We start from the raw sequence: 23,002 nt of genomic DNA on the forward strand, positions 1-23,002 counted from the left end.
AATAATTATTACGTGCTGTAAATACATGGAATTGAAAGAAGCAAAAGACAGGTTTATCCACACCTGGGGTACCCTCTCCACGCAATGGGGTATCAACAGGACCATGTCTCAGATTCATGCGCTGCTTCTGCTCTCCAACAAAGCCCTCAATGCCGACGAAATCATGGAGGAGCTGCAGATTTCACGGGGCAATGTGAACATGAACCTGCGCGACCTGATCAGCTGGGGCCTCATATTCAAACAATTGATCCCGGGAGAGCGGAAAGAATATTTTGTTGCTGAAAAAGATATCTGGAAAATCACCCGCCAGATCAGCCGGGAGAGAAGAAGGCGCGAGCTGACGCCGCTGCTGGATGCCATGAACGATATCCGGAACGGGGTAAAAGATAACGAAGAGGCTAAAGATCTCCTTAAGATAGTCAACGATATTGATGCCGTGGCCTCCCTGGCCGACAGCACCCTGGAGCTCATCTCCAGGGAGGAAAGCCAGTGGCTGGTGAGCACCTTTGCGCGTATTCACCAGAAAGGTTGATACTACCCTATAAGGCATAGAGTCATTCAAGAATTGTTGTTAAGACCGGAACACGTGTAAAACGCATTCCGTTTGGCCGCAGTCAGCCACTGGTAGCAGCAATGGATTCTTTTCATTTTTCTTCAATGCCTCCATGCCTATAGGGTCAAAAAAAAGGCCCTCAACCGAGGGCCTTCTCTATTATCTTCCGCAAATCAGAAACACTTGGTGCTTCCGTCAGCACAACATCTTCCGTAAATCTTGCTTACTTTCTTGTATTGCTTTTTGGTAAGCGGGATATACACTTTACCGTAATCACCTACCATTACATCCTGTTTGGTGAACTCGGTGTTAATGGTCATAGGCACGGTAATGCTCTCGTTAGGATTCACGTTGCCGTTATCACAAACCTCAATCACGTGCTCGATCTTGCTGTTTCCTTTCAGGTTGTATTGTACCTGTGAGTTGGCAGGCAGGCTGTATGTACCCAGGCATCTGTATTTGTCAGCGGTCTCTCCTTTTTTCAGCTTTCCTTCTTTGATGTATCTTCCGATAACGGTCACTTCCTGGGTGCTGCTTTTTGCCGATACATCGGCTACTTCGCCGTTACCGCTCAGTGACAGGGTTTGTCTCACACAGTTTTCTGTGGTAGTCAGGTTGTTAGACACTGCCGGAGCTACAGAGCCTTCTGAGAAGTTGCTCACTTTGTTGGCTACCAGGGCAGATGCTGCAGTAGGAGCAGACGCATCGGCCGGACATGCGCTGTACAGCTTTCTCATCCGGTTGTATTGCTTCTTGGTCAGAGGCACCTGCAGCGAACCGCCGTTTTCTCCGCCCAGCGTTACATTGGAAGCTGAAATCTCGTATTCCATTAACACCGGCATATTCAGGCTGGTCGGTGCGTTAGTACCGTAATCACATACCTGGAAGGTTCTTGCATAATTTACCTGTCCTTCGGCAGAAAGCTCATAGGTCAGTCGTACACCCACGGTTTGCTCACCGATGCACAGCTTCTTATCATTATAGGTACCAATGATCGGCAGGGTCTGGGTAGTGTTGATCACATCACCGGCTTTGATGCTTCCGTCTCCGGCAAAAGACAGCTCCTGTGTTTTACAGGGAACTTTCGGATCCGGGCAGATCTGCTCGTTAGGATCAAAGAACGCGTTACCACATTTCTTCATGATATACGCATGGCATTTCCCGTCTTTTGAAACAATTTTAAAGGTAGGGAACGGGTTACCCAGAACAGACCATTTATACTGATGGCCCCGGGAATATCCTCCCATCCAGCCTATTTTTCCTTTAGGAAGGATAGCCGGCGTAATTTTGTCTACAGTGAACGAGGGGTCATTCAAACCGGAGTATCCCAGCAGTCTCAGGAAACGGTCCATTTCCTGGCGGCTTCCTTTCAGGTTGCGGGTATGCACTTTTTTCAAATGATCATACGCTGATTTTGACGTGTGCTGAGGGATCTCCCCGAACTGAGGGCTTGTTCCTAATCTTCTTAAAAGCACCGGTTTGCTTGACGAGGCAGGGCCGAAAGCGTTAACAAGCTCTTCACAGCAGGGTTTGGTACCCTGTCCAAAACTCTGGAATGATAAAGCCCCAATTAGAAGTGCAACCGCCTGAATTGTGACAAAACTTAATAATCTCTTTTTCATTGTGAGAAATTTTATTCCTGTAACTTGATTTAATTTACTAATAAACAAAACTCAAGACAAAGGTAGTGTCTTTTTGCAATGCAAATGTAATTTTTTTTGACAGACATTTAAAAAAATAAACACAGTTATTTTGTTTTTTCCGGCTAAAACTACCATTCTTTTGGTTTTAGAAAGTATTTTTGCGCCAAAAAACAGATATAAATGAGTCTTTTAACGGTAGGTTCTGTAGCCTTTGATAAATTGGAAACCCCATTCGGAAGTACAGATAAAATTGTAGGCGGAGCAGCCACCTTCATCACCCTCACAGCTTCTTATTTTGCCACTAAGAATAATCTTGTAGGAATAGTGGGTAATGATTTCCCTTCAGAAATGATGGAAACCTTTAAAAAGCACGGCATCAATACCGAAGGACTGGCTGTAGACCCGAACGGGAAAACCTTCTTCTGGCACGGCAGATACCACCAGGACATGAACCACCGTGACACCCTCGATACCCAGCTGGGCGTTTTTGAGAACTGGGATCCGGTGATTCCCGAATCGTACCAGGACGCCACCTATCTTATGCTGGGCAACCTGGTTCCGATGATCCAGTACCAGACGTTGAAAAAATTACGTAACCGCCCGAAATTCGTGATGCTCGACACCATGAACCTCTGGATGGACATCATGATGGACGACCTTAAAATGGTGTTGAAGGAGATCGACTGCCTGACCATCAATGATTCGGAAGCCCGCCAGCTTTCAGGCGAATATTCTTTAAAGAAAGCCGCCAAAAAAATCCTTACCATGGGACCCAAATCGCTGGTCATTAAAAAGGGAGAACACGGTGCGCTGCTTTTCCAGGACGATAAAATCTTTTTCTGCCCGGCCATGCCCCTGGAAGAGGTATTTGACCCTACCGGCGCCGGAGATACCTTTGCCGGAGGCTTTATCGGGTACCTGGCCCAGACCGATGACACCAGCTTCGAAAACATGAAACGCGCTGTGATCTACGGTTCGGCCATGGCTTCTTTCTGCGTGGAGAAATTCGGAACGGAAAGAATGCAGTATCTCCGTAAAGAGGAGATCGTGGGAAGGGTACGGGAGTTCCTGAGCCTGTCGAGCGTGGAAATACTTTAGTGCCGGGTGCCGAGTACCAAGTGCCGAGTGCCGAGTACCGAGTACCGGGTGTAAGGAGCAGGTTTTTGCCTTATTGGCCATAAACCTGCTTCTTACACCTGTACTACTTAATAGCTTCCCGCCCGCCTTTTCGTCACTTTAAGATCCTTAAGCAGGCTGGCTTTCGGCCGCAGGGTAAAATCAAAACCGCCGCTTCGCATGGCGCTGCCTGAAATAGGCGTCCAGTTCAGGGAGAACATCCAGCAGTGCAGCTCCCGCACAATTCCCACACTGGTCAGTGTAACCTGGTTGAACCGGAAGTCCCAGCCGCTGTTAAACGTCACTTTTGTATTTTTTGTCAGGCTCATATCGCCCGAAAAAGACAGCGCCATGGTCCACCGCTCCGGCGCAAGGCCCTGCTTGTTGTAGTTGGCCGAATAATTGACGCTCAGGTTCCAGGGAATATTAAAATCCACGTAATCCATGGGGTTCACCGGCAGGTTCGTGTTGGGATTTATGGCCGGGCTGGCTCCCCTGCCCGCCGCTGCGCCCCCGTTGAACACTTCCGGGTTAAGGCTGGTACTGGCCCCGAAGGTGAGCGAAGTCAGGTAAGAGCCCACATCGGTATCCTGGTACTCGGTGCTGCGCCGCTTCCATTTATAGGTAGGGATACGGATCCCCGCCTCGTTACTCTTCACCAGCGGGTCAGTCACGTACATATACGGATCCAGCGTGGCCGAAGCATTGATATTAAGCTTGCGTCTGAACAACGACGTATTGGTAGAAAGCGATACGTTGGATAACGCAAACTCGTTCATCTCCTTCCGGGCAAAGATATTGTAGCTGGTGCTGATGTTGAAGTTGTCGAGCAGCATCACCTTCTCAAAGTCGGTCTCGGATGTATCGGAGCGGCTCCTGACCTTGGCTTCCAGCTGGTTACTGATGGAAAAGCTCACATTGCCCGCATCGCGCGACGAGCTTCCGCTACCGCCAATGTACCGCGGAAGGTACCGATAAGTAGAATCTGACCGCACCTGCTGATAAACCGACATCCTGTTCTGAGGCGTGTAGCTGAACCCTACCGACGGGTTAACCGTGTGGCGGATGGCCTGTATCCGGCCTCGTTGCCCCAGATTGAAGGTACCGTAAAAACGGGTGTTCATGCTGGCGCCAAACGCCACCTGGTTGGCAAAGTTCATTCCCCTGACCGTATCGATCACCACCACACCCCCGCTGGTCGAGTTCATGTTTACATGCAGCCCGGTGCTGTCTCTCACATAGCTCAGCGTATCAATATTATCTTTTACATTCACAAATACCTTGCTGCCGTTTGAAAGGGTCAATTCCTTGTTTTCGTTGACATAGGTATATTGCAGGCTCCGGTCATACAGATCGCCCCGCATAGAAATAGACGGTGTCAGGTTGATGTATTTCAGAATCTTGATGTTCGGCAATGTAATGGGCACACTGTACGAATTGGTCACCCGGCTGTTTTTCAGGATCGGTCCCAGGCCCTGCAGCTTCGGGTTCTGCAGACCCTCCAGCTCTTTCTGGTAGGCCTGCCTTTCCTCTATCGACAGGTTCAGATCATAAATAAGCAGGTTCAGCTCGTTGATGCGCCGCAGCTCTGCCTCGGTATAGGGCGAGTTGCTGATACCCGCTATGTTGTAGTCGGTGTAAGACGAAGACCGGTTGGTTATGCTGTTGGTAGCCGCTACACCGCCTGTCAGGTTCAGCCCTACCCGGAACGACTCGTACCACCGTCCTACCTGGTTTTTCTCCTTAACAAACGGGTTAAACTGCTTGAGACCCATAGAGTAGCCCAGGTTCGACGTGAAGTTATTCTGGTTCTGGCTGATAGAGAAAGAATAGGTAGAAGTATAGAGCTTCCCGAAGTTCCGCATATAGTTGATGCTCCCGCCCACGTTGTTCTGAACCACCGTGCTCAGGTTAGACGTCTTCACGTTGCTGGCGTTGAAGCCGTTAGTCATGTAGTTCATATTGGACGAGAAGCTCCTGTCGGTTCTCAGGCTTCTCGGCGAATGCGACCACACCACGTTAAACTGGTTATTCGAGGGATTATACTCCTTCCCTCTCAACCCGTACTGGTTGCTTTGTACGTTACGGTTAAACTGTACTGAAAATGTACCGTTATACTTGTATTTGCGGGCATAATCTACCTGCTCTTTTACCCCGAAGCTCAGGTTGGAATACACCTGGAAGGTAACCGTATTGCTGATCTTTTCATTGAAGGCATGGTAATACCCGAAGTCGTTGAAGTAAAAGCCCCGGCCGTCGTTCCGCTGCTCCCCGTAGCTTCCCATCACAAACCCGGAGGTACCGATCTCCTGCTTGGGCTGTACAGGGAAAAAGCCGAACAGGAAGCCGATGGGCAAAGGAATATCATGCACCACAATATTAAAGGGCCCCGAAATGGCCGATTTCTTATTGATGAACATGATCTTTTTGGCGGAAATATGAAAATGCGGCTCTGCCAGGTTACAGGTGGTGTACTTGGCAAAGCCCAGGTGCAGGTTATCGTACTGGTCTTTTTTCACCACCTTCCCGTGGATATACCCTTCCCCCTGCTCGGTGGCCACCGAGTAAATTTTGGCCCGCTTGCTCTTGAAATTATACCGGATGGTGTCCATGTGGTACGTTTCCGTGCCGTCTTCAAAGACCGGCTTTCCGCGCACAGCCTTCCCTGTGCTGTCGGTAAGATCGGGTATCCCGTGAGCAAAGATCTCGTTGCTCCCCCAGTTCAGCATGATGTAGTCTGCCGCCAGCTTTGTAGGCAGGTATTCTACCCTGGCATCGGTATAGAGATGGTAAAGCTTCTTTTTTACATTGAAGATAACCGAATCTTTGGCGTACCGGGTCACGGTAGTGGTGAGGCCGCTCTCCCGGCTGATCAGGGAGTCGGCCAACTGTAGCTTAACCGTATCCCTCGGAAGGGAACGGCCGGGTGTGTTTCTTGCCGGCTGGCCACCCGCTGCCTGTCTTTTGACCTGAGCGGAAAGTCCGAAACTCGTTAGAACATACAGGATAAGTATCAGGTTCTTTACTCTCAAATCCGGTAGCGTATAAATGGCTTTTTCTATAAACTTATAAACGCCACTTTTCAAATAATCGTAGCATTCTTCAGTTTATAATGTAATTTTTTTATATTTGTAAGTGCAAAATTATAAAAAACTATATCTTTAACGTTAGATTAAAAGATAGATTAACGATGTTTTCCTATAAAATTTTTTATGCGTCAGCTCTGACGGTGCTTTTCTATTTGGGTCTGTCTTCGTTTACTCCTGAAAATACGGGAGGTCCTTCCAACGGATATGTCATTAATACGATCGTGCTGGATGCCGGTCACGGCGGGAAAGATCCCGGTGCCGGACAGGGCCGGGAAAAGAAGTATGCCCTGGATATCACGCTTCGGGTGGGCAAAAAAATCAAAGAGGCTTTCCCGGACGTTAACGTGATCTATACACGGGATAAAGACGTTTTTGTGCCTCTCCATGAACGGGCCGCTATTGCCAACCGGAACAAAGCCGACCTCTTCATCTCCATTCACTGCAATGCCAACACCAAGCCCCATGTTAAGGGAACGGAAACCTATGTCATGGGACTTCACAAAACGCAGGATAACCTGGATCTTGCTAAAAAAGAAAATAACGTGATCCTGCTGGAAGAAGATTATAAAAAGACCTACAAGGGTTTTAACCCCGAGTCGCCCCTGGCCCACATCATGCTGGCCAACTACCAGCACGCCTTCATGACCCAGAGCACCAATTTTGCTGCCCGGGTGGAAAAGTACTTCGGTAATGTGAACGGCATGCGCAGCCGCGGGGTAAAACAGGCCGGTTTCCTGGTCATCTGGGAAACCACCATGCCGAGCGTTCTGATCGAAACAGGCTACCTTTCGAATGCCGAAGACTCGCGCGTGCTGGCCTCCGAGAAAGGAAGGGAAGAGATGGCGGATGCTATTTTTAGAGCTTTTGAGGAGTACAAAAAATAATATTTCGTACATTTGCGCCTGCACATAATTGCCGGACAAAATGAATATTTCAAAAGAGGTTAAGGTAGGGATATTGGGAATTATCGGCCTGGTCCTCCTGTATTATGGCTTTAACTTCCTCAAAGGATCTGATATTTTTTCTTCCACCAAAGACTATCGTCTGATCTTTAAAGACGTCATGGGGCTGGAAGTTTCCAATACGGTAACCTATAACGGTGTTGTGGTGGGCCGGGTAGCTTCTGTCACGCCTGACTACCAGAACGACAGGGTGAACGTGATTGTTTCGCTCAAAAAAGAAGTAAAAATCACCGATCAGTCGGAGATCCTGCTGGCCGATGACGGCCTGGTGGGCGGGAAGATGCTCATTCTCAAAATCAACCCGGGGAATCCGCTTCCGCCTGATTCACCTGTAAAAACCGGTGTTCAGACCGGCCTGCTGGGCTCGGTAACGGAAATGCTGGATCCTACCCTCGAGAAGGTAGACTCCCTGCTGCTGACCCTGAACGTGGTTGCCAAAGAATTTCAGCATTCGGGCGATGCCCTCAAAACCCTTCTGGCCAGTGCCACCCAGTCTACTTCCGGGCTGAACGCCATTATGGCATCCAACTCCAAAAACCTGAATACCATCACCGGTAATGCCGCCGTGCTTACGGCAGACCTGAACCGGGTGGTAAAAGACCTCGATGCCCAGCTGAAGCCTATCCTGGCCAATGCCACGCAGTTTACCGACTCGCTCAGCTCTATGCAGCTTGCCTCCACCATGAACAAGCTGGATGCCACAATTACTGATTTCCAGAGCATTGTCAGCGAAATCAACTCGGGTAACGGTACTATCGGCAAGCTGACGTCTAACGATTCACTGTACATGAACCTGAACAATACCGCCGAATCACTGAACAAGCTGATGGTAGACCTGAAAGAGAACCCCCGGCGGTATGTACACTTCTCGCTGTTCGGCCGTAAGGATAAGTCTGCAAAGAAAGAAGAAGAATAACCGGGTATATTACCGGCTCTCCAGTATCCGGGTCAATGCCGCCTGTGCCGACCAGACCCGGTTACCCGCCTGCTGAATAACCGCTGAATGGGTTCCGTCAATAACGGCATCGCTGACCTTCAGGCCTCTTCGTACCGGCAGGCAATGCATAAAATAGCCGCTGTCGGTTAATGCCATTTTCTCCGGTGTAATGGCCCAGGAAGGATCCTGGGTAAGCACCTTTCCGTACGATTCATACGAAGACCAGTTTTTGGCATAAATAAAATCGGCGCCGGCAAAAGCCTCGTCCTGGTTATGCACCACACGGGCATTTTTCCGGATCTCCGGCGCCAGGTCATAGCCTTCCGGGTTGGTGATGACCAGGTCGTAGTCGGTTCTCAGCACCCATTCGGTAAAAGAGTTGGCCACTGCCTGCGGAAGCGGCTTAAAATGCGGTACCCATGTCAGCACCACTTTGGGTTTTTCTTTGGTTTTAAGCTCTTCAATGGTGATCAGGTCGGCCAGCGACTGGCACGGGTGGCGGGTGGCAGATTCCAGGTTAATAACGGGTACGCCGGCAAACCGCCGGAAGCTCTCCAGCACCACTTCCCGGTAATCTTCGTCGCGATCCGTGAGCCCGGCAAAGGCTCTCACGCCCAGAACGTCGCAGTACTGCCCCAGTACAGCTGCCGCCTCGCGGATATGCTCGGCCTTGCCCTGGTCCATAACCACGCCGTCTTCAAACTCCAGCTGCCAGGAGTCAGACCCCACATTCATAACAATGACGTTCATGCCCAGGTTCAGGGCCGCCTTCTGGGTGGAGATCCTTGTACGTAAGCTGGAATTAAAAAAAACCAGCCCGATGGTCAGGTCTTTCCCCAGCGACTGGTATTGAAGCGGGTTGGCTTTCAGGTTCAGGCCCAGGTTCACCAGCGTTTCCACGCTGCTGACGTCATCTAAATTTATGAAATGCTTCATCTATTGCTTTTTTTGGGCACAAATTTACACGTAAAAGCAGAAAACCCTTACCTCTTAACCGTATTTATCCGACCTTTGCACTCGAAAACAACAACGAGGGAAATGGCGTTCAGCTTAGAAAATGTATCGGTAAAGAAAAATGATAACCCGGTTTTAAAAAATATTACTTTCCACGATAAGGGCACAGGAAACTGGGCCGTCACGGGCAGCAACGGATCCGGAAAAAGCACGTTCCTCGACCTGCTGGCCGGGAAAATATTCCCATCCGGCGGAAAGCTGGAAAAAGACAAATCACGTAAGGTGGTCAGTGTCAGCCGCGATTATTCGTTTCACCGGATCGTGGGCAGCGCCTACCAGTATTACCAGCAGCGCTACAATGCCTACGATGCCGAAACCGGGCCTACCCTGTATGAGGTGCTGCAAAACCAGGTGCTGCCGCTGGGCACGGTTGACCCTTTGTCTGTAGAGCTGCCGCCCCTGGCCCATTCGCCTGAAAAAGTAGAGCAGACCGCTGCCCGTTTCCGGGTCGGGCATTTGCTGAACAGGAAAATCACCTCTCTTTCCAACGGCGAAACACGCCGCAGCCTCCTCACCTACTGGTTCCTCCAGGACCCCGACGTTATTCTCCTCGACAACCCGTTTTCCGGCCTCGACATCCAAAGCAGGAATGACCTGAAAGAAATCATCCGGGGCATGACCGGCGTGCAGGTATTCCTGGTGGCGGATAAGAGAGACATCCCGGCCAACTTTGAGCAGGCGCTCTGCTTCCGCGGAGGAGAAATTGTTTTTAACGGCCGGGTGGAAGACCTGGAAGAAGAAGCTCCCCTGGAAATAGCTGACCTGGCCCGTCAGTTAACCCGTATACAAAAGCTGCATACCGAAACCCTCCCCGGTTTCCATACCGCATTAAAGCTGGTGAACATCCGGGTGAATTACGGCGAGAAAGAGGTTTTAAGCGATATCAACTGGGAGGTAAAAAAAGGCGAATGCTGGGCTGTGCTGGGCCCGAACGGCTCGGGTAAGAGCACGCTGATGAGCCTGCTCACGGCAGATAACCCGCAATCGTACCGAAACGAGATCTACCTCTTTGACCGCCGGCGGGGTACCGGCGAAAGCATCTGGGATATCAAAAAGCGCATAGGTTTTGTATCGCCCGAACTGCACCTGTTCTTTCATAAGCTCACCCCGGTATGGAAAGTGGCCGGCTCGGGCTTTTTTGATACCATGGGGCTATTCAGGAAGCTGAATGAAGAGCAGATGACCCTTATTGACAGTTACCTTCAGCTTTTCGGGATAGGTCATCTCAAAGAAAAACGGCTGGATCAGCTGTCTTCCGGGCAGCAACGGATGGTGCTGCTGATACGGGCTCTTGTAAAAAATCCGCAGGTGCTGATCCTCGATGAGCCCTGCCAGGGCCTGGACCATAACCAGATGGTATTCTTCCGCGAAACCCTGAACGAGATCGTGAAATCACAGCAGAAAACCCTGATCTACATTACACACTATATGGAAGAGATTCCTGCCTGTGTCAGCAAAAAGCTTTATCTCGATGAAGGGCGGGTGGTTAAGGTGGAGGGCGCCTGACACGGCACCGGGGTTCAGAAGGGTAAATCCTGTTAATGGCAATTGCGCGGTTCCCGGGAACCACCTACCTCCTTTTACAGTGTAAAGCTATCGCCCTGCGCCGGGATAAGCACATTGCGGAAGCCCTGCTGGTTCAGTCTTTCTTTGAAGGCTTTCTGCGTCTCAATTTCACCATGCACCAGGAAGAGTCCCTTTACTTTGGCCGGGTCCTGGCAGGAAAGATAATCCTGTATTTCGGCGTAATCGGCATGAGCCGAGAAAGAATCCATGACTTCCACCTCTGCCCGCACGGTTTTTTCTTCCCCGAATATCCTGACAAACTGATTGCCGTTTTTGAGCTGGGCTCCCAGCGTTCCCGGTGAGCAATACCCTACAATCAGGACGGTATTCCGCCGGTCTTCCACATTATTGGCAATATGATGCTTGATACGGCCCGCCTCTGCCATGCCGGAAGCCGAAATAATGATGCAGGGTTCCGGCTTAAAATTAAGCGCTTTGGATTCTTCCACTTCCGTAATATACTCCAGGTTCTTAAACCCGAAGGCGTCTCCGTCTTTTTCAATATATGCCAGGATGTCGCGGTTAAAATCTTCCCGGTGCCGGCTCATGATACGGGTGGCGTCTACGGCCAGCGGACTATCCACATACACCGGGATACGCGGCAGCTGACCCGAGCTCTCCAGCTGATCCAGCAGGAACACCATCTCCTGGGTACGGTCTACAGCAAACGCGGGTATGATCAGCTTTCCTCTTTTCTGCACACAGGTACGCATGACCACATCCAGCAGGCGGGCATGGGCATCTACGTCAGGCTCGTGCAGGCGGTCGCCGTAAGTAGACTCACAAATAATGTAATCGGCCTGCGGAAACGGCGCCGGCGCATCCAGGATCCGGTCGTGCTTCCTCCCGATATCTGCCGTAAAAAACAGCTTTTTGGTATAATGCGGATCTTCAAAGCTAAGCAGGATGCCGGCGCTGCCCAGGATGTGCCCGGCGTTAAAATATTCTACCCTGAGATTTTCTTCCAGGTAAAACGGGCGGTTCAGCTGAACCGGAACAAACAGGGAAAGAGCGGTATATACATCTTCTTCACTGTAGAGGCTTTCGAGCTGCTCCTCGCCCCGGTGCTTTCGCCTTTTGTTGATCCGCTCCAGGTCGCGTTCCTGGATCCGGGCAGAATCCAGCAGCATAATCTTGCACAGGTCCAGGGTAGCGGCCGTACAGAATATTTTCCCGTTAAAGCCCTTGTTGACCAGTCTTGGTATGAGCCCCGAATGATCAATATGGGCGTGAGAAAGAAGCAGGTAATCTACTTCTGAAGGTTCAAATCCGAACTGCAGGTTCAGCTCTGAGGTATTGATCCCCTGGAACATCCCGCAATCCAGCAAGACATTGGTGCCTTTGTTGGTGGTGATAAGGTGCTTGCTGCCCGTTACGCGCTGGGCTGCTCCGAAAAACCGGATCTTCATATTTCTTTTAAGGCTTGAATGGCTGCAATTTGGGAAAATCAGGCCCGGAAACCAAAATAATTTTGCGTAAATAAAGGTTGTTATACCGTAAACGTTGTGGTAAAGCGGAATGACTATAAAGAATACCATACAGCCGGCAATCAACTTTACTACCGGCCATATGGTATTCCAATTATTCCGTTATAGCTTGTAATACCCCCGGATAACTGCGCCTCACCACTTTCAGCTCATTTGCTCCAATTCTTGACTGACAAAGTCCATTAGTTCCGCAATATATTCCTTTGAAAAATCAAAACGGATACCTGCTGCGGCATAGATTTCTTTAATGCCTTGTGTATAACCGAGGGCCAGGGCATCGGTATACTGCTTCAGGCCCTTTGCCGGATCAGCCTTATAATTGCGCCACACGCTGATGGCCCCAAGCTGCGCCATGCCGTACTCAATATAATAAAACGGTACCTCGTAGATATGCAGCTGACGCTGCCAGCTGTAGCGCCTGAACTTCTCCAGGCCCGACCAATCGGTCACCGAATCGGCAAATTCATCAAAAATCTTTGTCCATTGCTCCGCCCGCTGCTCTAAGGTGTGCGCAGGGTTCTCATACAGCCAGTGCTGGAACTTATCTACCGTAGCAATCCACGGAAGCGCCGCCAGGATATCCCGCAGGTGCTCTCTTTTGGCCCTCTTCAGCTGTTCGGGATCCGGGAAATAAGCTTCCCAATGCTCCATCGAGATCAGCTCCATGCTCATGGAAGCCAGCTCAGCCACCTCCATAGGCGGATTCCGGTAGGCATTCAGGCTCAGGTCACGCACCTTGAACGAATGAATGGCATGCCCGCCCTCGTGCACCATGGTCACTATGTCTCTCACGGTATCTGTGGCATTCATAAAAATGAAGGGCACACCGGTTTCCTCCAGGGGGTAATTGTACCCTCCGGGAGCTTTGCCTTTTCTTGACTCCACATCAAAATGGCCCATCCGGCGCATGGTACGAATATAACCGGCAAAGGCCGGGTCAATGGCGGTAAAACATTGTTCTGTCTTATCCAGCAGGTCAGTAGCGTCCTGAAAAGGTTTCAGCGGCGCTTTTCCTTCCGTATCCGCTTTGGCGTCCCAGGGGCGGTAATCAGAATACCCCAGCTGTTTTTTACGTTCCGCCTCCAGGTTGTCTACAATGGGTACTACCGTAGCTGCTATTGATCCGTGAAAATCGAAACAGTCCTGTAGAGTATAGTCGAAACGGCCCATCGCCGAAAACATATAATCGCGGAAGTTCCGGAAGCCGGCATTTCGGGCCACCTCATTCCGCAGCACCAGGAGCTCTGAAAAAATCCGGTCAAGCTGGTCTTTGTCGGCCAGCCTTCTTTCCGAAATAGCGTACCAGGCTTTCTCCCGCAGGGCCCGGTCCGGGCTTTGCAGCAGGGCACCGGCCTGGGGAAGCGTCATCTCCTGCCCGTCAATGGTAACCGTCATGGCCCCGGTCAGCGACTGGTATTCCGCCTGCTTCAACTGGATATCTGTAAACAGCGCGATGTTTTCTTCCCGGAAAATTTTCACCGACTCCCGTATCCCGCGCAGCATAATGGCATAGCCGGGCTCCTCTACCGGCCATTTTTCGGCGTAGTCCAGTGTTTTTTTATTGAGCAGATCGCCGTAAGCGGCCAGCTGCGGCTGAATGTTCTCCACAAAATCCTGGTAAGCTTTCTGCAGTGAGGCATCGGCCGTGTTGCAGGTCATCCGGATATACCGCCAGGCAAAATCTTCTGACACATACGACTCCAGCTCACTTCTATCTTTCAGCCACTTTAAAAAATCAGCCGGGCTGCCAACTTCCCGGTTTTTAATATTTTCATAATAGACTTTCAGCGAATCCCAGTTATCAATCGTATAATTTTCAGGCAGAAACTCTCTTTTCTTCTTTTCCAATGCTAAGTTGCTCATGCTTTTCGTTTACTAATAAAATGCAATTTAGCAGGAGGCCGAAAAAAAACAGGAAGTAAGTGAAACTTTTTAAACAATGTAATTGTATTTAATGTATATACATATAAAATTAACATTTTACAAATATGAGTACCTGGAAAATCGACCCTTCTCACTCGGAAGTACAATTTAAGATCAAACACCTGATGATCAGCACCGTTACCGGTGAGTTTACTGACTTTGACGCTACGCTGGTATGTGCCGGTGAAGGAGATGACTTCAATGGCGGACAAGCGAGCTTCTCTGCTAAAATTGCTTCTATCAACACCAAAAACGAACAAAGAGACGGCCACCTGAAATCAGCCGACTTTTTTGATGCGGAAAAATATCCCGAGCTTACTTTCCAATCCACTTCCCTTGATCTTTCCGGGGGTGAAGTAGTGCTGAAAGGTGATCTTACCCTTAAAGGAGTTACCCGTCCGGTCACTTTGAAAGGTGATTTCGGCGGTGTAATGGTAGACGGCTACGGCCAGACCAAGGCAGGTTTTGAAGTAGAAGGCAAAATCAATCGCCAGGATTTCGGACTTACATGGAGCGCCGTTACCGAAGCCGGCGGTGTAGTGGTAAGCGATGACGTAAAACTGCTGCTGAACGTGCAGTTTACCAAACAAGCCTGATTTTTTTTTAGAGGTTTAAATAGTAAGGCCCCTTTGCCGTTTGGCAGGGGGCTTTTATTTTGTGGGAAAGAAATGTAAACCTTCGGATCCGGAAACAGTCAAATGTTTATAGCCGAAAACATTACAACATCCGGCCCCTTCAGGGTCGTACCGGATGTGTAATGTCTCCTCTGTAAACATTTGAATTCGCCGGATTCTGCACCATCAATCCAGCATCAGGTACGCCTTGATAAAGTCATCCAGGTCGCCGTCCATCACCGATTGGATATCCGAGGTCTCATGACCCGTACGGGCGTCTTTCACCAGCTTATACGGGTGGAAAACGTAGTTCCTGATCTGCGATCCCCACTCAATTTTCTTTTTGGAGGCTTCAATGTCGGCCCGGGCTGAATTGCGCTTCTCCACCTCGATCTGGTACAGGCGCGACTTCAGCATGTTCATGGCGTGTTCCTTGTTGGCCAGCTGGCTGCGCTCTATCTGGCATACAATCACAATGCCCGTGGGCTTGTGGGTCAGCTGAACCTTGGTTTCCACCTTGTTCACGTTCTGTCCGCCGGCTCCCCCTGAACGCGAAGTCTGCCATTCAATATCGGCATCTTTCACGTCAATTTCAATGGTATCGTCTACCAGCGGGTAGGCATAAACCGACGCAAACGAGGTGTGCCTGCGGGCATTGGAGTCAAAAGGCGAGATACGCACCAGCCGGTGCACGCCGTTTTCCGACTTCAGGTAACCGTAGGCCAGGGGCCCGTCTATCTGCATGGAAGCCGACTTGATACCGGCACCGTCACCGTCCTGCCAGTCGATCTGGGTTACCTTGTAGCCGTGCTTCTGCGCCCACATGAGGTACATCCGGTACAGCATGCTGGCCCAGTCCTGGCTTTCGGTTCCGCCCGCCCCTGAGTTAATCTCAATAATGGCGGAAAACTGGTCTTCTTCGCCGGAGAGCATTTTTTTCAGCTCCAGCTCTTCAATAATGGCTATGGTTTTCTTTCCTTCTGCGGCCATTTCGGCTTCGTCTACATCACCGGCCTGGTAAAACTCATGAAGGGTTTCCAGATCACTGATAGAAGCCTCCGCTTCTTCGTAAGATTCTGTCCAGTTTTTTAGTGTCTGGATCTCTTTAACTACTGATTGGGCATGATCCGAGTCATTCCAGAACTCGGGTTGCGCCTGTTGATTTTCCAAATCTCCAAGCTTCTCTTTCCGGTTATCGTAGTCAAAGATACCTCCTCAGTGCCGTCACTCTGGCTCTCAAATCTTTCAACGCTTCTGTTGTCATGATTTCCTTTAAATGGTGATAAAAATGATTTTTCTGCAAAAGTACAGCTTATTCGGAATTAACCCTAGAACTTATAGCGTTGGTTTTCCCCCGGAAACGATGCGCCCGGGATATTCGTCAGCTATTTTCTTTCGTAAAACCTTTTGCTGTTATAAAAAAATAACCTCTCCGGACATGGAGAGGTTATGCAGTTAAAACACAATAAATCAGAACATCGTTCCCTGTACCTCCCGGGGCCGCCCGCCCGGTGTGGTCACAAAAGCTTCTATAAAGGAGCTGAAGTCAGGAGAAATGGCTACAATATCATTTTCTTCGAAAAGCACGGCATAGTACCGGCCGTTCAGGTTTTCAATTTTGTAGTTTTCTTCAAGCAGGATAATGCTGTCCATCAGGTCAAAGACCGAATCCCGCTCTTCTTCGGTGGCAAAGCCTTCCGAACGCAGGTACAGCGTGGCATCCGGGTTATATACCCCGAAATAGTGTTTCCCGTCATTTCCCTGGAACTTCACGTAGCCGGTTATGCCGTACGAATCCCAGATACGCGGACGGTCAAGATATTCATGTACTTCCAGAAAATTCTGCAGGCCGCTTAAAACCCCTTCTTCCGCTATGGGAGATTTGATTTTTGAAGCCGGCTTGTCAGCCGTCTTCTTTGCTTTAGCGGCCGGTTTTCCGGCCTCTGCTGAAGCATCTTTTTTCTTTGCAGGTGTCACCGGCTTTTCAGCTGCCGGCGCCCCGGTAAAGCGGGCAAGCCCTTTCTCTGCCGCTGCCCGGGTCTTAAAATCACACGAACGGCCTATTTCTTTGTTATTGGCTGCTTTTAAAACAATATAAAACTTTCCGCCTTCTTCTATAACCGCCAGCTTATCTGCCGAGGCCAGGTTTTTCTTCACAGACGCAATGGCTTTGCTTCTCGAAGCCACATCGGTATACCCTTCGCTCCTTAAAAGAACAGCACCGGCATAGCTAAAATAATACTTCCCTGTTTTCTTGTCCTGGAAAAGCGAAAAACCTTCATTTTTCGGATCTGCTTCCTGACCTTCGTACGATTTGCAACTCAGATAATCGTCATTTATTGCCATAGAAAAATGTATTTTTGACTGAAATAAATTGAATTGGTGAAAAAGTTAACTAATTTACTATGAGTTATTTTCATAACCCTAAAATAATACATCAAAAACAAATATATAGAGCTAATCTTCTATACTTTATTTGAAAAATCTAATTTGAAAGCCCCTTCCCGAAACAAAAGGCTGCACCGGTTGCATTTCACCAAAATGCCCTCCTGAAATTGTGTAAAAGCATCACGTTTTCGTTTATTTTTAAATTACGGGGCTTTATTGTATTTTGCCGGAGAATTGTTTCAACCGTAAAAACCTGATAAAAATAATGCGAAGTTTTTTCATCCTCATAGGCCTCCTTTTTACCGGGGGAATGGCCAGTGCCCAATCGATAATTCCGGTGCCGGTACATACCGAAAAAGGCTCCGGCGTATTTACATTCGGTAAGGCAACCGACTTTGTTGTACCCGACGGCCAGCCGGAGATCCGGAAATACGCCGAAGAGCTCAGCCGTTATACCGGCCTGACACCTGCTGCTGTTGTTCAGAAGAAAGGCAAAAACCCGGCGGTGGTTTTCCGGCTGGGGAAAGACGACAAGCTGGGGGAGGAAGGATATATCCTGGATGTCAAAGGAAACGAGATCAGCCTGACCGCCAACACCCGTGCCGGTATCTTTAACGGCATTCAGTCGCTGCGGCAGCTTTTGCCGCCCCAGCTTGAAAACCGGAAGACGGCCTTTACCGGCGCCGTGACCGTTCCGCAGTGCAGGATCACCGACTACCCCCGGTTCAAATGGCGGGGCCTGATGCTGGATGTCAGCCGGCATTTTTTTACAGCTGATGAGGTAAAAGACTTCATTGACCGGATGGCCCAATACAAGTTCAACGTATTTCACTGGCACCTCACCGATGACGAAGGCTGGCGGATCGAAATCAAATCACTGCCCCGGCTCACTGAGGTCGGCGCATGGCGGGTAGAGCGTTACGGCGCATTCGGTGATACCCGGCCGTACCCCAAAGAAGGCGAGAAAGCTACCTACGGCGGTTTCTATACCCAGGACCAGATCAGGGACATCATCCGGTTTGCCGCTGAAAGAAACATCACCATCGTGCCCGAGATCGATCTTCCCGGCCACTCCATGGCGCTCCTGGCCGCCTATCCTGAGCTGTCGGTTAAAAAAGAGCCGAAATTTGTGAACCCCGGTTCAAAATTTGCCGAATGGTATGGAAATCACGAGTTCAGGATGCTCATTGAAAATACGCTGAACCCTGCCGATGAAAATGTATACACGTTTGTTGATAAGGTTATGACCGAAGTGGCGGGGCTCTTCCCCGGTGAATATATCCACATGGGAGGCGACGAGTGTTATCACGGCTATTGGGCCGAAAATACCGGCGTACAGGAGTTTATGAAGAAAAACAACCTGAAAGATACCAAAGAGCTCCAGGCCTATTTTGTCAGAAGGGTCAATGACATCATTGCTTCCAAAGGGAAGAAGATGATCGGCTGGGATGAGATTCTTGACGGGGGCGGGCTGCCCAAATCTACCGCCGTTATGAGCTGGAGAGGCATGGATGGAGGCATTAAGGCCGCCAAAGAGGGCCATTACGTGGTCATGACCCCTACAACCTATGCGTATCTTGACTACACCCAGGGCGACAAATCTGTAGAAAATCCGATCTACGCCGACCTCAGCCTGGCCAAGTCGTATGAATTGGACCCGACTCCCGAAGGCGTGGATCCGAAATATGTGCTGGGCGGACAGGGCAATCTCTGGACGGAGGTGATCCCTACCCTGCAGTTTGCCTACTACATGGCGTATCCGCGTGCGCTGGCCGTTTCAGAAAAGCTGTGGTCGCCTAAAAATGCCAGCACCTTCACTGATTTTGTCAATCGCCTGGAGAATACGTTTGAGCGCTTCAACCAGGCCGGTGTCAGCATCGCCAAAACCATCTACGAACCCGAAGTAACGGTAACCGGGAAAGACGGCCGCTATTACCTGGAGCTAAAAACCGAAATACCCGGCGCTGAGGTGTTCTACTCGCTGGATAACACCTATCCCGCGAAGTTTTCCACGAAATATACCGGACCCGTGGAGATACCGGAAGGAAGGCTGCGGCTAAGGACACAAACGTATAAAGACGGCAAAGAGCTGGGCCGGGAACTGATCATTCCCCGGGAAGAGCTGATCAAAAGAGCAAAATAACCGTATGTCATCTCATCACGTAGTACGCGAAAAACAGGAGCCGGCCTTAATCATTGCCAATGGTGAGGCCTGCTCCGTTGAGCTTTTGGGGCAGCTGCTGGAATGGTCTCCCACAGTGATCGTACTTGACGGGGCGCTGGACCGCGTGCTGCCTTTAGGAATAAAAATAGATGTGATCCTCGGGGACTTCGACGGCCAGGATGCAGAATCTGTACGGCAAAGCCAGTACCCGGTAAAAGTGGTTCACACCCCCGACCAGAATTTCACTGACCTGGAAAAAGCGATTATTTACCTGGTAGAAGAAGAATATCCTGCGGCCAACATTATCTGGGCTACCGGCCGGCGGGCCGATCATACCCTGGCCAATATATCGATTTTACCCAAATATGCCGGCAGCATCAGCCTGAAGATCATTGACGACTACTCTTGTATTTTTCCAATATTGCCTTTGCCCCATAAATTCGTAAAATGGTACCGGAAAGGCACCGTGATCTCCCTCATGCCCCTGGGTATCACCACGGGCATCACCACCCGGAACCTCCGTTATCCGCTTACGCACGAAAGCCTGCACCTGGGGTACCGGAACGGCAGCTCCAACGAGGCGGCCGAAGACGGTGAGGTGCTTGTGGAATACGAAGAAGGTACCCTGTTGATAATGGAATGTAACGATTAATAATTAAGTTATTAGTTGTTGATAAACCGGTGGATATCCGGTGGATAACCTTTTCTTCCAAAATACCCGATAGGCAAATTCCCTGTACGGAACAAGCACGAAAACCTGTGGATAAATATTTTTCATAGGATTTTTTCGAGTTGTCATTTCCTTAAAAATATCTTAATGTTCTGATAATTAGCAGCACAGCTTTTTTTCGTGTTTTATATATTTTTAATAATTGTCTCCAACCCCGTTTTTTCAACTTTTTTTTTGTACTTTTTTTTAGATAGCTTTGAAATCGCTTTGCGAAAAAACATCCATTAAAATAAACAGATTATTCACCTGATTGCTACATACTCATGTTTGTTATAAAAAGAGACGGACGGAGAGAATCCGTAAAATTCGACAAAGTAACCGCTAGAATTGAGAGACTGTGCTATGGACTCGATTCCCTGTTTGTTCAGCCTGTTGAAGTAGCCATGAAAGTGGTTTCGGGCATTTATGACGGGGTGACCACCTCTGAGCTGGATACCCTGGCCGCTGAAACAGCCGCCTCTATGACCACCAAGCATCCCGACTACGCCATTCTTGCCGCCAGGATAGCCATTTCCAACCTGCACAAGAATACGCTGAAGTCGTTTTCGGGAACCATGAAGCTGCTTTACCAGTACATTGACCCGAAAACCGGTGAAAACGCTTCGCTTATTTCCAAAGAAACCTGGAAAACCATCCAGGCCAATGCCGCCGTGCTGGATTCGTCTATAATTTATGACCGCGATTTCGGCTACGATTTCTTCGGTTATAAAACCCTGGAGAAATCCTACCTGATGAAGCTGAACGGCAAAATTGTGGAAAGACCTCAGCACATGCTGATGCGGGTAGCCGTGGGTATTCACGGTGACAACATCGACAAAGCCATCGAAACCTATAATCTTCTTTCCGAACGGTGGTTTACCCATGCTACGCCTACCCTTTTCAATGCCGGCACACCCAAGCCCCAGCTTTCATCGTGTTTTCTGCTCACCATGAAAGACGACAGCATTGACGGCATTTACGATACGCTGAAGCAAACGGCTAAAATCTCGCAGTCGGCCGGGGGTATCGGCCTGGCTATTCATAATGTACGCGCTACCGGAAGCTACATCAAAGGCACCAACGGTACCTCTAACGGGATCATCCCCATGCTGCGGGTCTTTAATGACACTGCCCGCTATGTAGACCAGGGCGGAGGGAAACGCAAGGGCTCTTTTGCCATTTACCTCGAACCCTGGCATGCCGATATCTTCGAGTTCCTGAACATGAAGAAAAACCATGGCAAGGAAGAAGAACGCGCCAGGGATCTTTTCTATGCGCTCTGGACGCCCGATCTCTTCATGAAAAGGGTGGAATCCAACGGCCAGTGGTCGTTGTTCTGCCCGCACGAATGCCCCGGCCTGTCAGAAACCTACGGGGAAGATTTTGAAAGACTTTACGAAAAATACGAAGCCGAAGGCCGGGCCCGCAAAACCGTGCAGGCACAGGAGCTGTGGTTCCATATCCTGGAGTCGCAGGTAGAGACCGGCACACCGTATATGCTGTTCAAAGACGCGGCCAACAAGAAGTCGAACCAGAAAAACCTGGGCACCATCAAGTCGTCTAACCTCTGCACCGAGATCATCGAGTACACGGCTCCCGATGAGGTGGCGGTTTGTAACCTGGCGTCTATAGCCTTACCCAAGTTTGTCAATGCCGACAGCACCGCTCCGGAATTTGACTTCCAGAAGCTGTATGAGATCACCAAGGTGGTTACCCGCAACCTGAACCGCATCATAGACATCAACTATTACCCGGTACCGGAAGCCGAAAACAGCAATAAGCGCCACCGCCCTATCGGTATCGGTATCCAGGGGCTGGCCGATGCCTTCATCCTGATGCGCTACCCGTTTGACAGCGAAGAGGCCCAGAAGCTTAACCGCGATATCTTTGAAACCATCTATTTTGCTTCGATGGAAACCTCCATGGAGCTGGCCATCGAAGAAGGTCCGTATTCTACTTTTGAAGGCTCGCCGGTTTCGCAGGGTATATTCCAGTTTGACATGTGGGGAGTAAGTCCTGATTCCGGTCTCTGGAACTGGGACGACCTTCGTGAAAAAGTGATCAGAAACGGGGTAAGAAACTCGCTGCTGCTGGCACCGATGCCAACGGCCTCTACCAGCCAGATCCTGGGGAATAACGAGTGCTTTGAGCCGTATACCTCCAACATCTACAGCCGCCGGGTTCTTTCCGGCGAGTTTGTGGTGGTGAACAAGCATCTCCTGCGCGACCTGGTGAAGATCGGGCTCTGGAACGATACCATGAAGAACAAGCTCATCGCCGCCAACGGTTCTGTTCAGGCCATCGCCGAAATTCCTGCCCATCTCAAAGAGCTGTACAAAACCGCCTGGGAGATCAAGCAGAAAACCATCATTGACATGTCAGCCGACCGCGGGGCCTTTATCTGCCAGAGCCAGTCACTGAATATTTTCATGACCGACCCGAACTTTGCCAAGCTGACCTCCATGCATTTCTATTCGTGGAAGGCCGGTCTGAAAACCGGTATGTATTACCTGAGAACCAAGGCCGCCGCTGATGCCGTGAAGTTTACGGTAGACCGCCAGGCCATTGCCGAAACCGTACCTGTAACACAGAACATACAGGAAAAACCGCTGGACTACGAGGCTTATGCCAAAGAGCATACTGAAAAAAATAAAGAGGCTGCAGCCGGTTTTCAAATGAGTGAAGCCGAGCAGAAATATGCAGCCATGCAGTGCTCGCTCGATAACCCGGAAGGGTGCGAAATGTGTGGCTCATAAGCAATGCTTTATACTATCAAAAAGGCCATCCCCCCGGGGTGGTCTTTTTGATTTATTGTCTTGCATAACCCAAAGATTCTT

The 23,002-nt window shown here is 49.8% G+C and carries 16 protein-coding genes; 9 read left to right on the plus strand and 7 right to left on the minus strand.

Features of this window, described 5'->3' with window-relative positions; all coding sequences use genetic code 11:
- Positions 1-25 precede the first annotated feature (25 nt).
- Positions 26-532 carry a GbsR/MarR family transcriptional regulator gene (locus AB2U10_RS18035; RefSeq protein WP_367916392.1) on the plus strand — a complete coding sequence of 169 codons (507 nt, stop codon included), beginning with the start codon at positions 26-28 and terminating at the stop codon, positions 530-532.
- 194 nt (positions 533-726) lie between these two features.
- On the opposite strand, the gene AB2U10_RS18040 is transcribed toward AB2U10_RS18035, so the two are convergent.
- Positions 727-1,950, minus strand: a complete 1,224-nt coding sequence (locus AB2U10_RS18040; protein ID WP_367916393.1) for a hypothetical protein — start codon at positions 1,948-1,950, stop codon at positions 727-729.
- Between the two features lie 426 nt (positions 1,951-2,376).
- On the opposite strand from AB2U10_RS18040, the gene AB2U10_RS18045 reads away from it, so the two are divergent.
- Positions 2,377-3,294, plus strand: coding sequence for a PfkB family carbohydrate kinase (locus AB2U10_RS18045; RefSeq protein WP_367916394.1), 918 nt, complete (start codon positions 2,377-2,379; stop codon positions 3,292-3,294).
- 107 nt (positions 3,295-3,401) lie between these two features.
- Here the strand turns inward: AB2U10_RS18045 and AB2U10_RS18050 are convergent, their stop codons facing one another.
- Positions 3,402-6,344: a putative LPS assembly protein LptD gene (locus AB2U10_RS18050; RefSeq protein ID WP_367916395.1), complete on the minus strand. Its 2,943-nt coding sequence runs from the start codon at positions 6,342-6,344 to the stop codon at positions 3,402-3,404.
- A gap of 158 nt (positions 6,345-6,502) precedes the next feature.
- Here AB2U10_RS18050 and AB2U10_RS18055 point away from each other — a divergent pair, with 158 nt between their 5' ends.
- Together AB2U10_RS18055 and AB2U10_RS18060 are read left to right on the plus strand one after the other, a co-directional pair.
- Positions 6,503-7,285: an N-acetylmuramoyl-L-alanine amidase family protein gene (locus AB2U10_RS18055; protein ID WP_367916396.1), complete on the plus strand. Its 783-nt coding sequence runs from the start codon at positions 6,503-6,505 to the stop codon at positions 7,283-7,285.
- Between the two features lie 40 nt (positions 7,286-7,325).
- Entirely contained in the window at positions 7,326-8,279 is a 954-nt protein-coding gene (locus AB2U10_RS18060) for an MlaD family protein (protein WP_367916397.1), read from the plus strand.
- A gap of 9 nt (positions 8,280-8,288) precedes the next feature.
- Here the strand turns inward: AB2U10_RS18060 and AB2U10_RS18065 are convergent, their stop codons facing one another.
- Positions 8,289-9,236, minus strand: coding sequence for an N-acetylornithine carbamoyltransferase (locus AB2U10_RS18065; protein ID WP_367916398.1), 948 nt, complete (start codon positions 9,234-9,236; stop codon positions 8,289-8,291).
- A 102-nt stretch (positions 9,237-9,338) separates the two neighbouring features.
- Here AB2U10_RS18065 and AB2U10_RS18070 point away from each other — a divergent pair, with 102 nt between their 5' ends.
- Positions 9,339-10,820 (plus strand): ATP-binding cassette domain-containing protein, encoded by a 1,482-nt coding sequence (locus AB2U10_RS18070; protein ID WP_367916399.1) that lies wholly within the window; start codon positions 9,339-9,341, stop codon positions 10,818-10,820.
- A gap of 74 nt (positions 10,821-10,894) precedes the next feature.
- Here AB2U10_RS18070 and AB2U10_RS18075 read toward each other — a convergent pair whose 3' ends face one another.
- Both AB2U10_RS18075 and AB2U10_RS18080 read right to left on the minus strand, forming a co-directional pair.
- Positions 10,895-12,289, minus strand: coding sequence for an MBL fold metallo-hydrolase RNA specificity domain-containing protein (locus tag AB2U10_RS18075; protein WP_367916400.1), 1,395 nt, complete (start codon positions 12,287-12,289; stop codon positions 10,895-10,897).
- 222 nt (positions 12,290-12,511) lie between these two features.
- The gene (locus AB2U10_RS18080) at positions 12,512-14,230 is read right to left on the minus strand and encodes a M3 family oligoendopeptidase (protein ID WP_367916401.1); all 1,719 of its coding nucleotides are present in this window, start codon (positions 14,228-14,230) and stop codon (positions 12,512-12,514) included.
- 125 nt (positions 14,231-14,355) lie between these two features.
- Here AB2U10_RS18080 and AB2U10_RS18085 point away from each other — a divergent pair, with 125 nt between their 5' ends.
- Complete coding sequence (locus AB2U10_RS18085; protein WP_367916402.1) at positions 14,356-14,886, plus strand: YceI family protein; 531 nt, start codon at positions 14,356-14,358, stop codon at positions 14,884-14,886.
- Positions 14,887-15,090: 204 nt separating this feature from the next.
- Here the strand turns inward: AB2U10_RS18085 and prfB are convergent.
- Positions 15,091-16,168, minus strand: a protein-coding gene (gene prfB, locus AB2U10_RS18090) for a peptide chain release factor 2 (RefSeq protein WP_367916403.1) whose coding sequence is annotated in 2 segments (ribosomal slippage) — positions 15,091-16,116 and positions 16,118-16,168 — 1,077 coding nt in all. Because the reading frame shifts where the segments join, the coding sequence is not laid out codon by codon here.
- Between the two features lie 206 nt (positions 16,169-16,374).
- Positions 16,375-17,250, minus strand: coding sequence for a YegP family protein (locus tag AB2U10_RS18095; protein WP_367916404.1), 876 nt, complete (start codon positions 17,248-17,250; stop codon positions 16,375-16,377).
- A 307-nt stretch (positions 17,251-17,557) separates the two neighbouring features.
- On the opposite strand from AB2U10_RS18095, the gene AB2U10_RS18100 reads away from it, so the two are divergent.
- The 3 genes from AB2U10_RS18100 to AB2U10_RS18110 all read left to right on the plus strand — a co-directional run bounded on the left by AB2U10_RS18100 (position 17,558) and on the right by AB2U10_RS18110 (position 22,921).
- Entirely contained in the window at positions 17,558-19,435 is a 1,878-nt protein-coding gene (locus tag AB2U10_RS18100) for a beta-N-acetylhexosaminidase (RefSeq protein WP_367916405.1), read from the plus strand.
- A 4-nt stretch (positions 19,436-19,439) separates the two neighbouring features.
- Positions 19,440-20,108 (plus strand): thiamine diphosphokinase, encoded by a 669-nt coding sequence (locus tag AB2U10_RS18105; RefSeq protein ID WP_367916406.1) that lies wholly within the window; start codon positions 19,440-19,442, stop codon positions 20,106-20,108.
- Positions 20,109-20,449: 341 nt separating this feature from the next.
- A complete protein-coding gene (locus AB2U10_RS18110; RefSeq protein ID WP_367916407.1) occupies positions 20,450-22,921 on the plus strand; it encodes a ribonucleoside-diphosphate reductase subunit alpha in 2,472 nt (823 codons plus the stop codon).
- Positions 22,922-23,002 lie beyond the last annotated feature (81 nt).

This window comes from Leadbetterella sp. DM7 (assembly GCF_040829825.2).
Taxonomy (GTDB): domain Bacteria; phylum Bacteroidota; class Bacteroidia; order Cytophagales; family Spirosomataceae; genus Leadbetterella.

What these genes read in the sequence shown, in the direction of transcription:
- AB2U10_RS18035 (WP_367916392.1), top strand. Translation starts at nt 26, where the DNA reads ATGGAATTGAAAGAAGCAAAAGACAGGTTTATCCACACCTGGGGTACC.
- AB2U10_RS18045 (WP_367916394.1), top strand. Translation starts at nt 2,377, where the DNA reads ATGAGTCTTTTAACGGTAGGTTCTGTAGCCTTTGATAAATTGGAAACC.
- AB2U10_RS18055 (WP_367916396.1), top strand. Translation starts at nt 6,503, where the DNA reads ATGTTTTCCTATAAAATTTTTTATGCGTCAGCTCTGACGGTGCTTTTC.
- AB2U10_RS18060 (WP_367916397.1), top strand. Translation starts at nt 7,326, where the DNA reads ATGAATATTTCAAAAGAGGTTAAGGTAGGGATATTGGGAATTATCGGC.
- AB2U10_RS18065 (WP_367916398.1), bottom strand. Translation starts at nt 9,236, where the DNA reads ATGAAGCATTTCATAAATTTAGATGACGTCAGCAGCGTGGAAACGCTG.
- AB2U10_RS18070 (WP_367916399.1), top strand. Translation starts at nt 9,339, where the DNA reads ATGGCGTTCAGCTTAGAAAATGTATCGGTAAAGAAAAATGATAACCCG.
- AB2U10_RS18075 (WP_367916400.1), bottom strand. Translation starts at nt 12,289, where the DNA reads ATGAAGATCCGGTTTTTCGGAGCAGCCCAGCGCGTAACGGGCAGCAAG.
- AB2U10_RS18080 (WP_367916401.1), bottom strand. Translation starts at nt 14,230, where the DNA reads ATGAGCAACTTAGCATTGGAAAAGAAGAAAAGAGAGTTTCTGCCTGAA.
- AB2U10_RS18085 (WP_367916402.1), top strand. Translation starts at nt 14,356, where the DNA reads ATGAGTACCTGGAAAATCGACCCTTCTCACTCGGAAGTACAATTTAAG.
- AB2U10_RS18095 (WP_367916404.1), bottom strand. Translation starts at nt 17,250, where the DNA reads ATGGCAATAAATGACGATTATCTGAGTTGCAAATCGTACGAAGGTCAG.
- AB2U10_RS18100 (WP_367916405.1), top strand. Translation starts at nt 17,558, where the DNA reads ATGCGAAGTTTTTTCATCCTCATAGGCCTCCTTTTTACCGGGGGAATG.
- AB2U10_RS18105 (WP_367916406.1), top strand. Translation starts at nt 19,440, where the DNA reads ATGTCATCTCATCACGTAGTACGCGAAAAACAGGAGCCGGCCTTAATC.
- AB2U10_RS18110 (WP_367916407.1), top strand. Translation starts at nt 20,450, where the DNA reads ATGTTTGTTATAAAAAGAGACGGACGGAGAGAATCCGTAAAATTCGAC.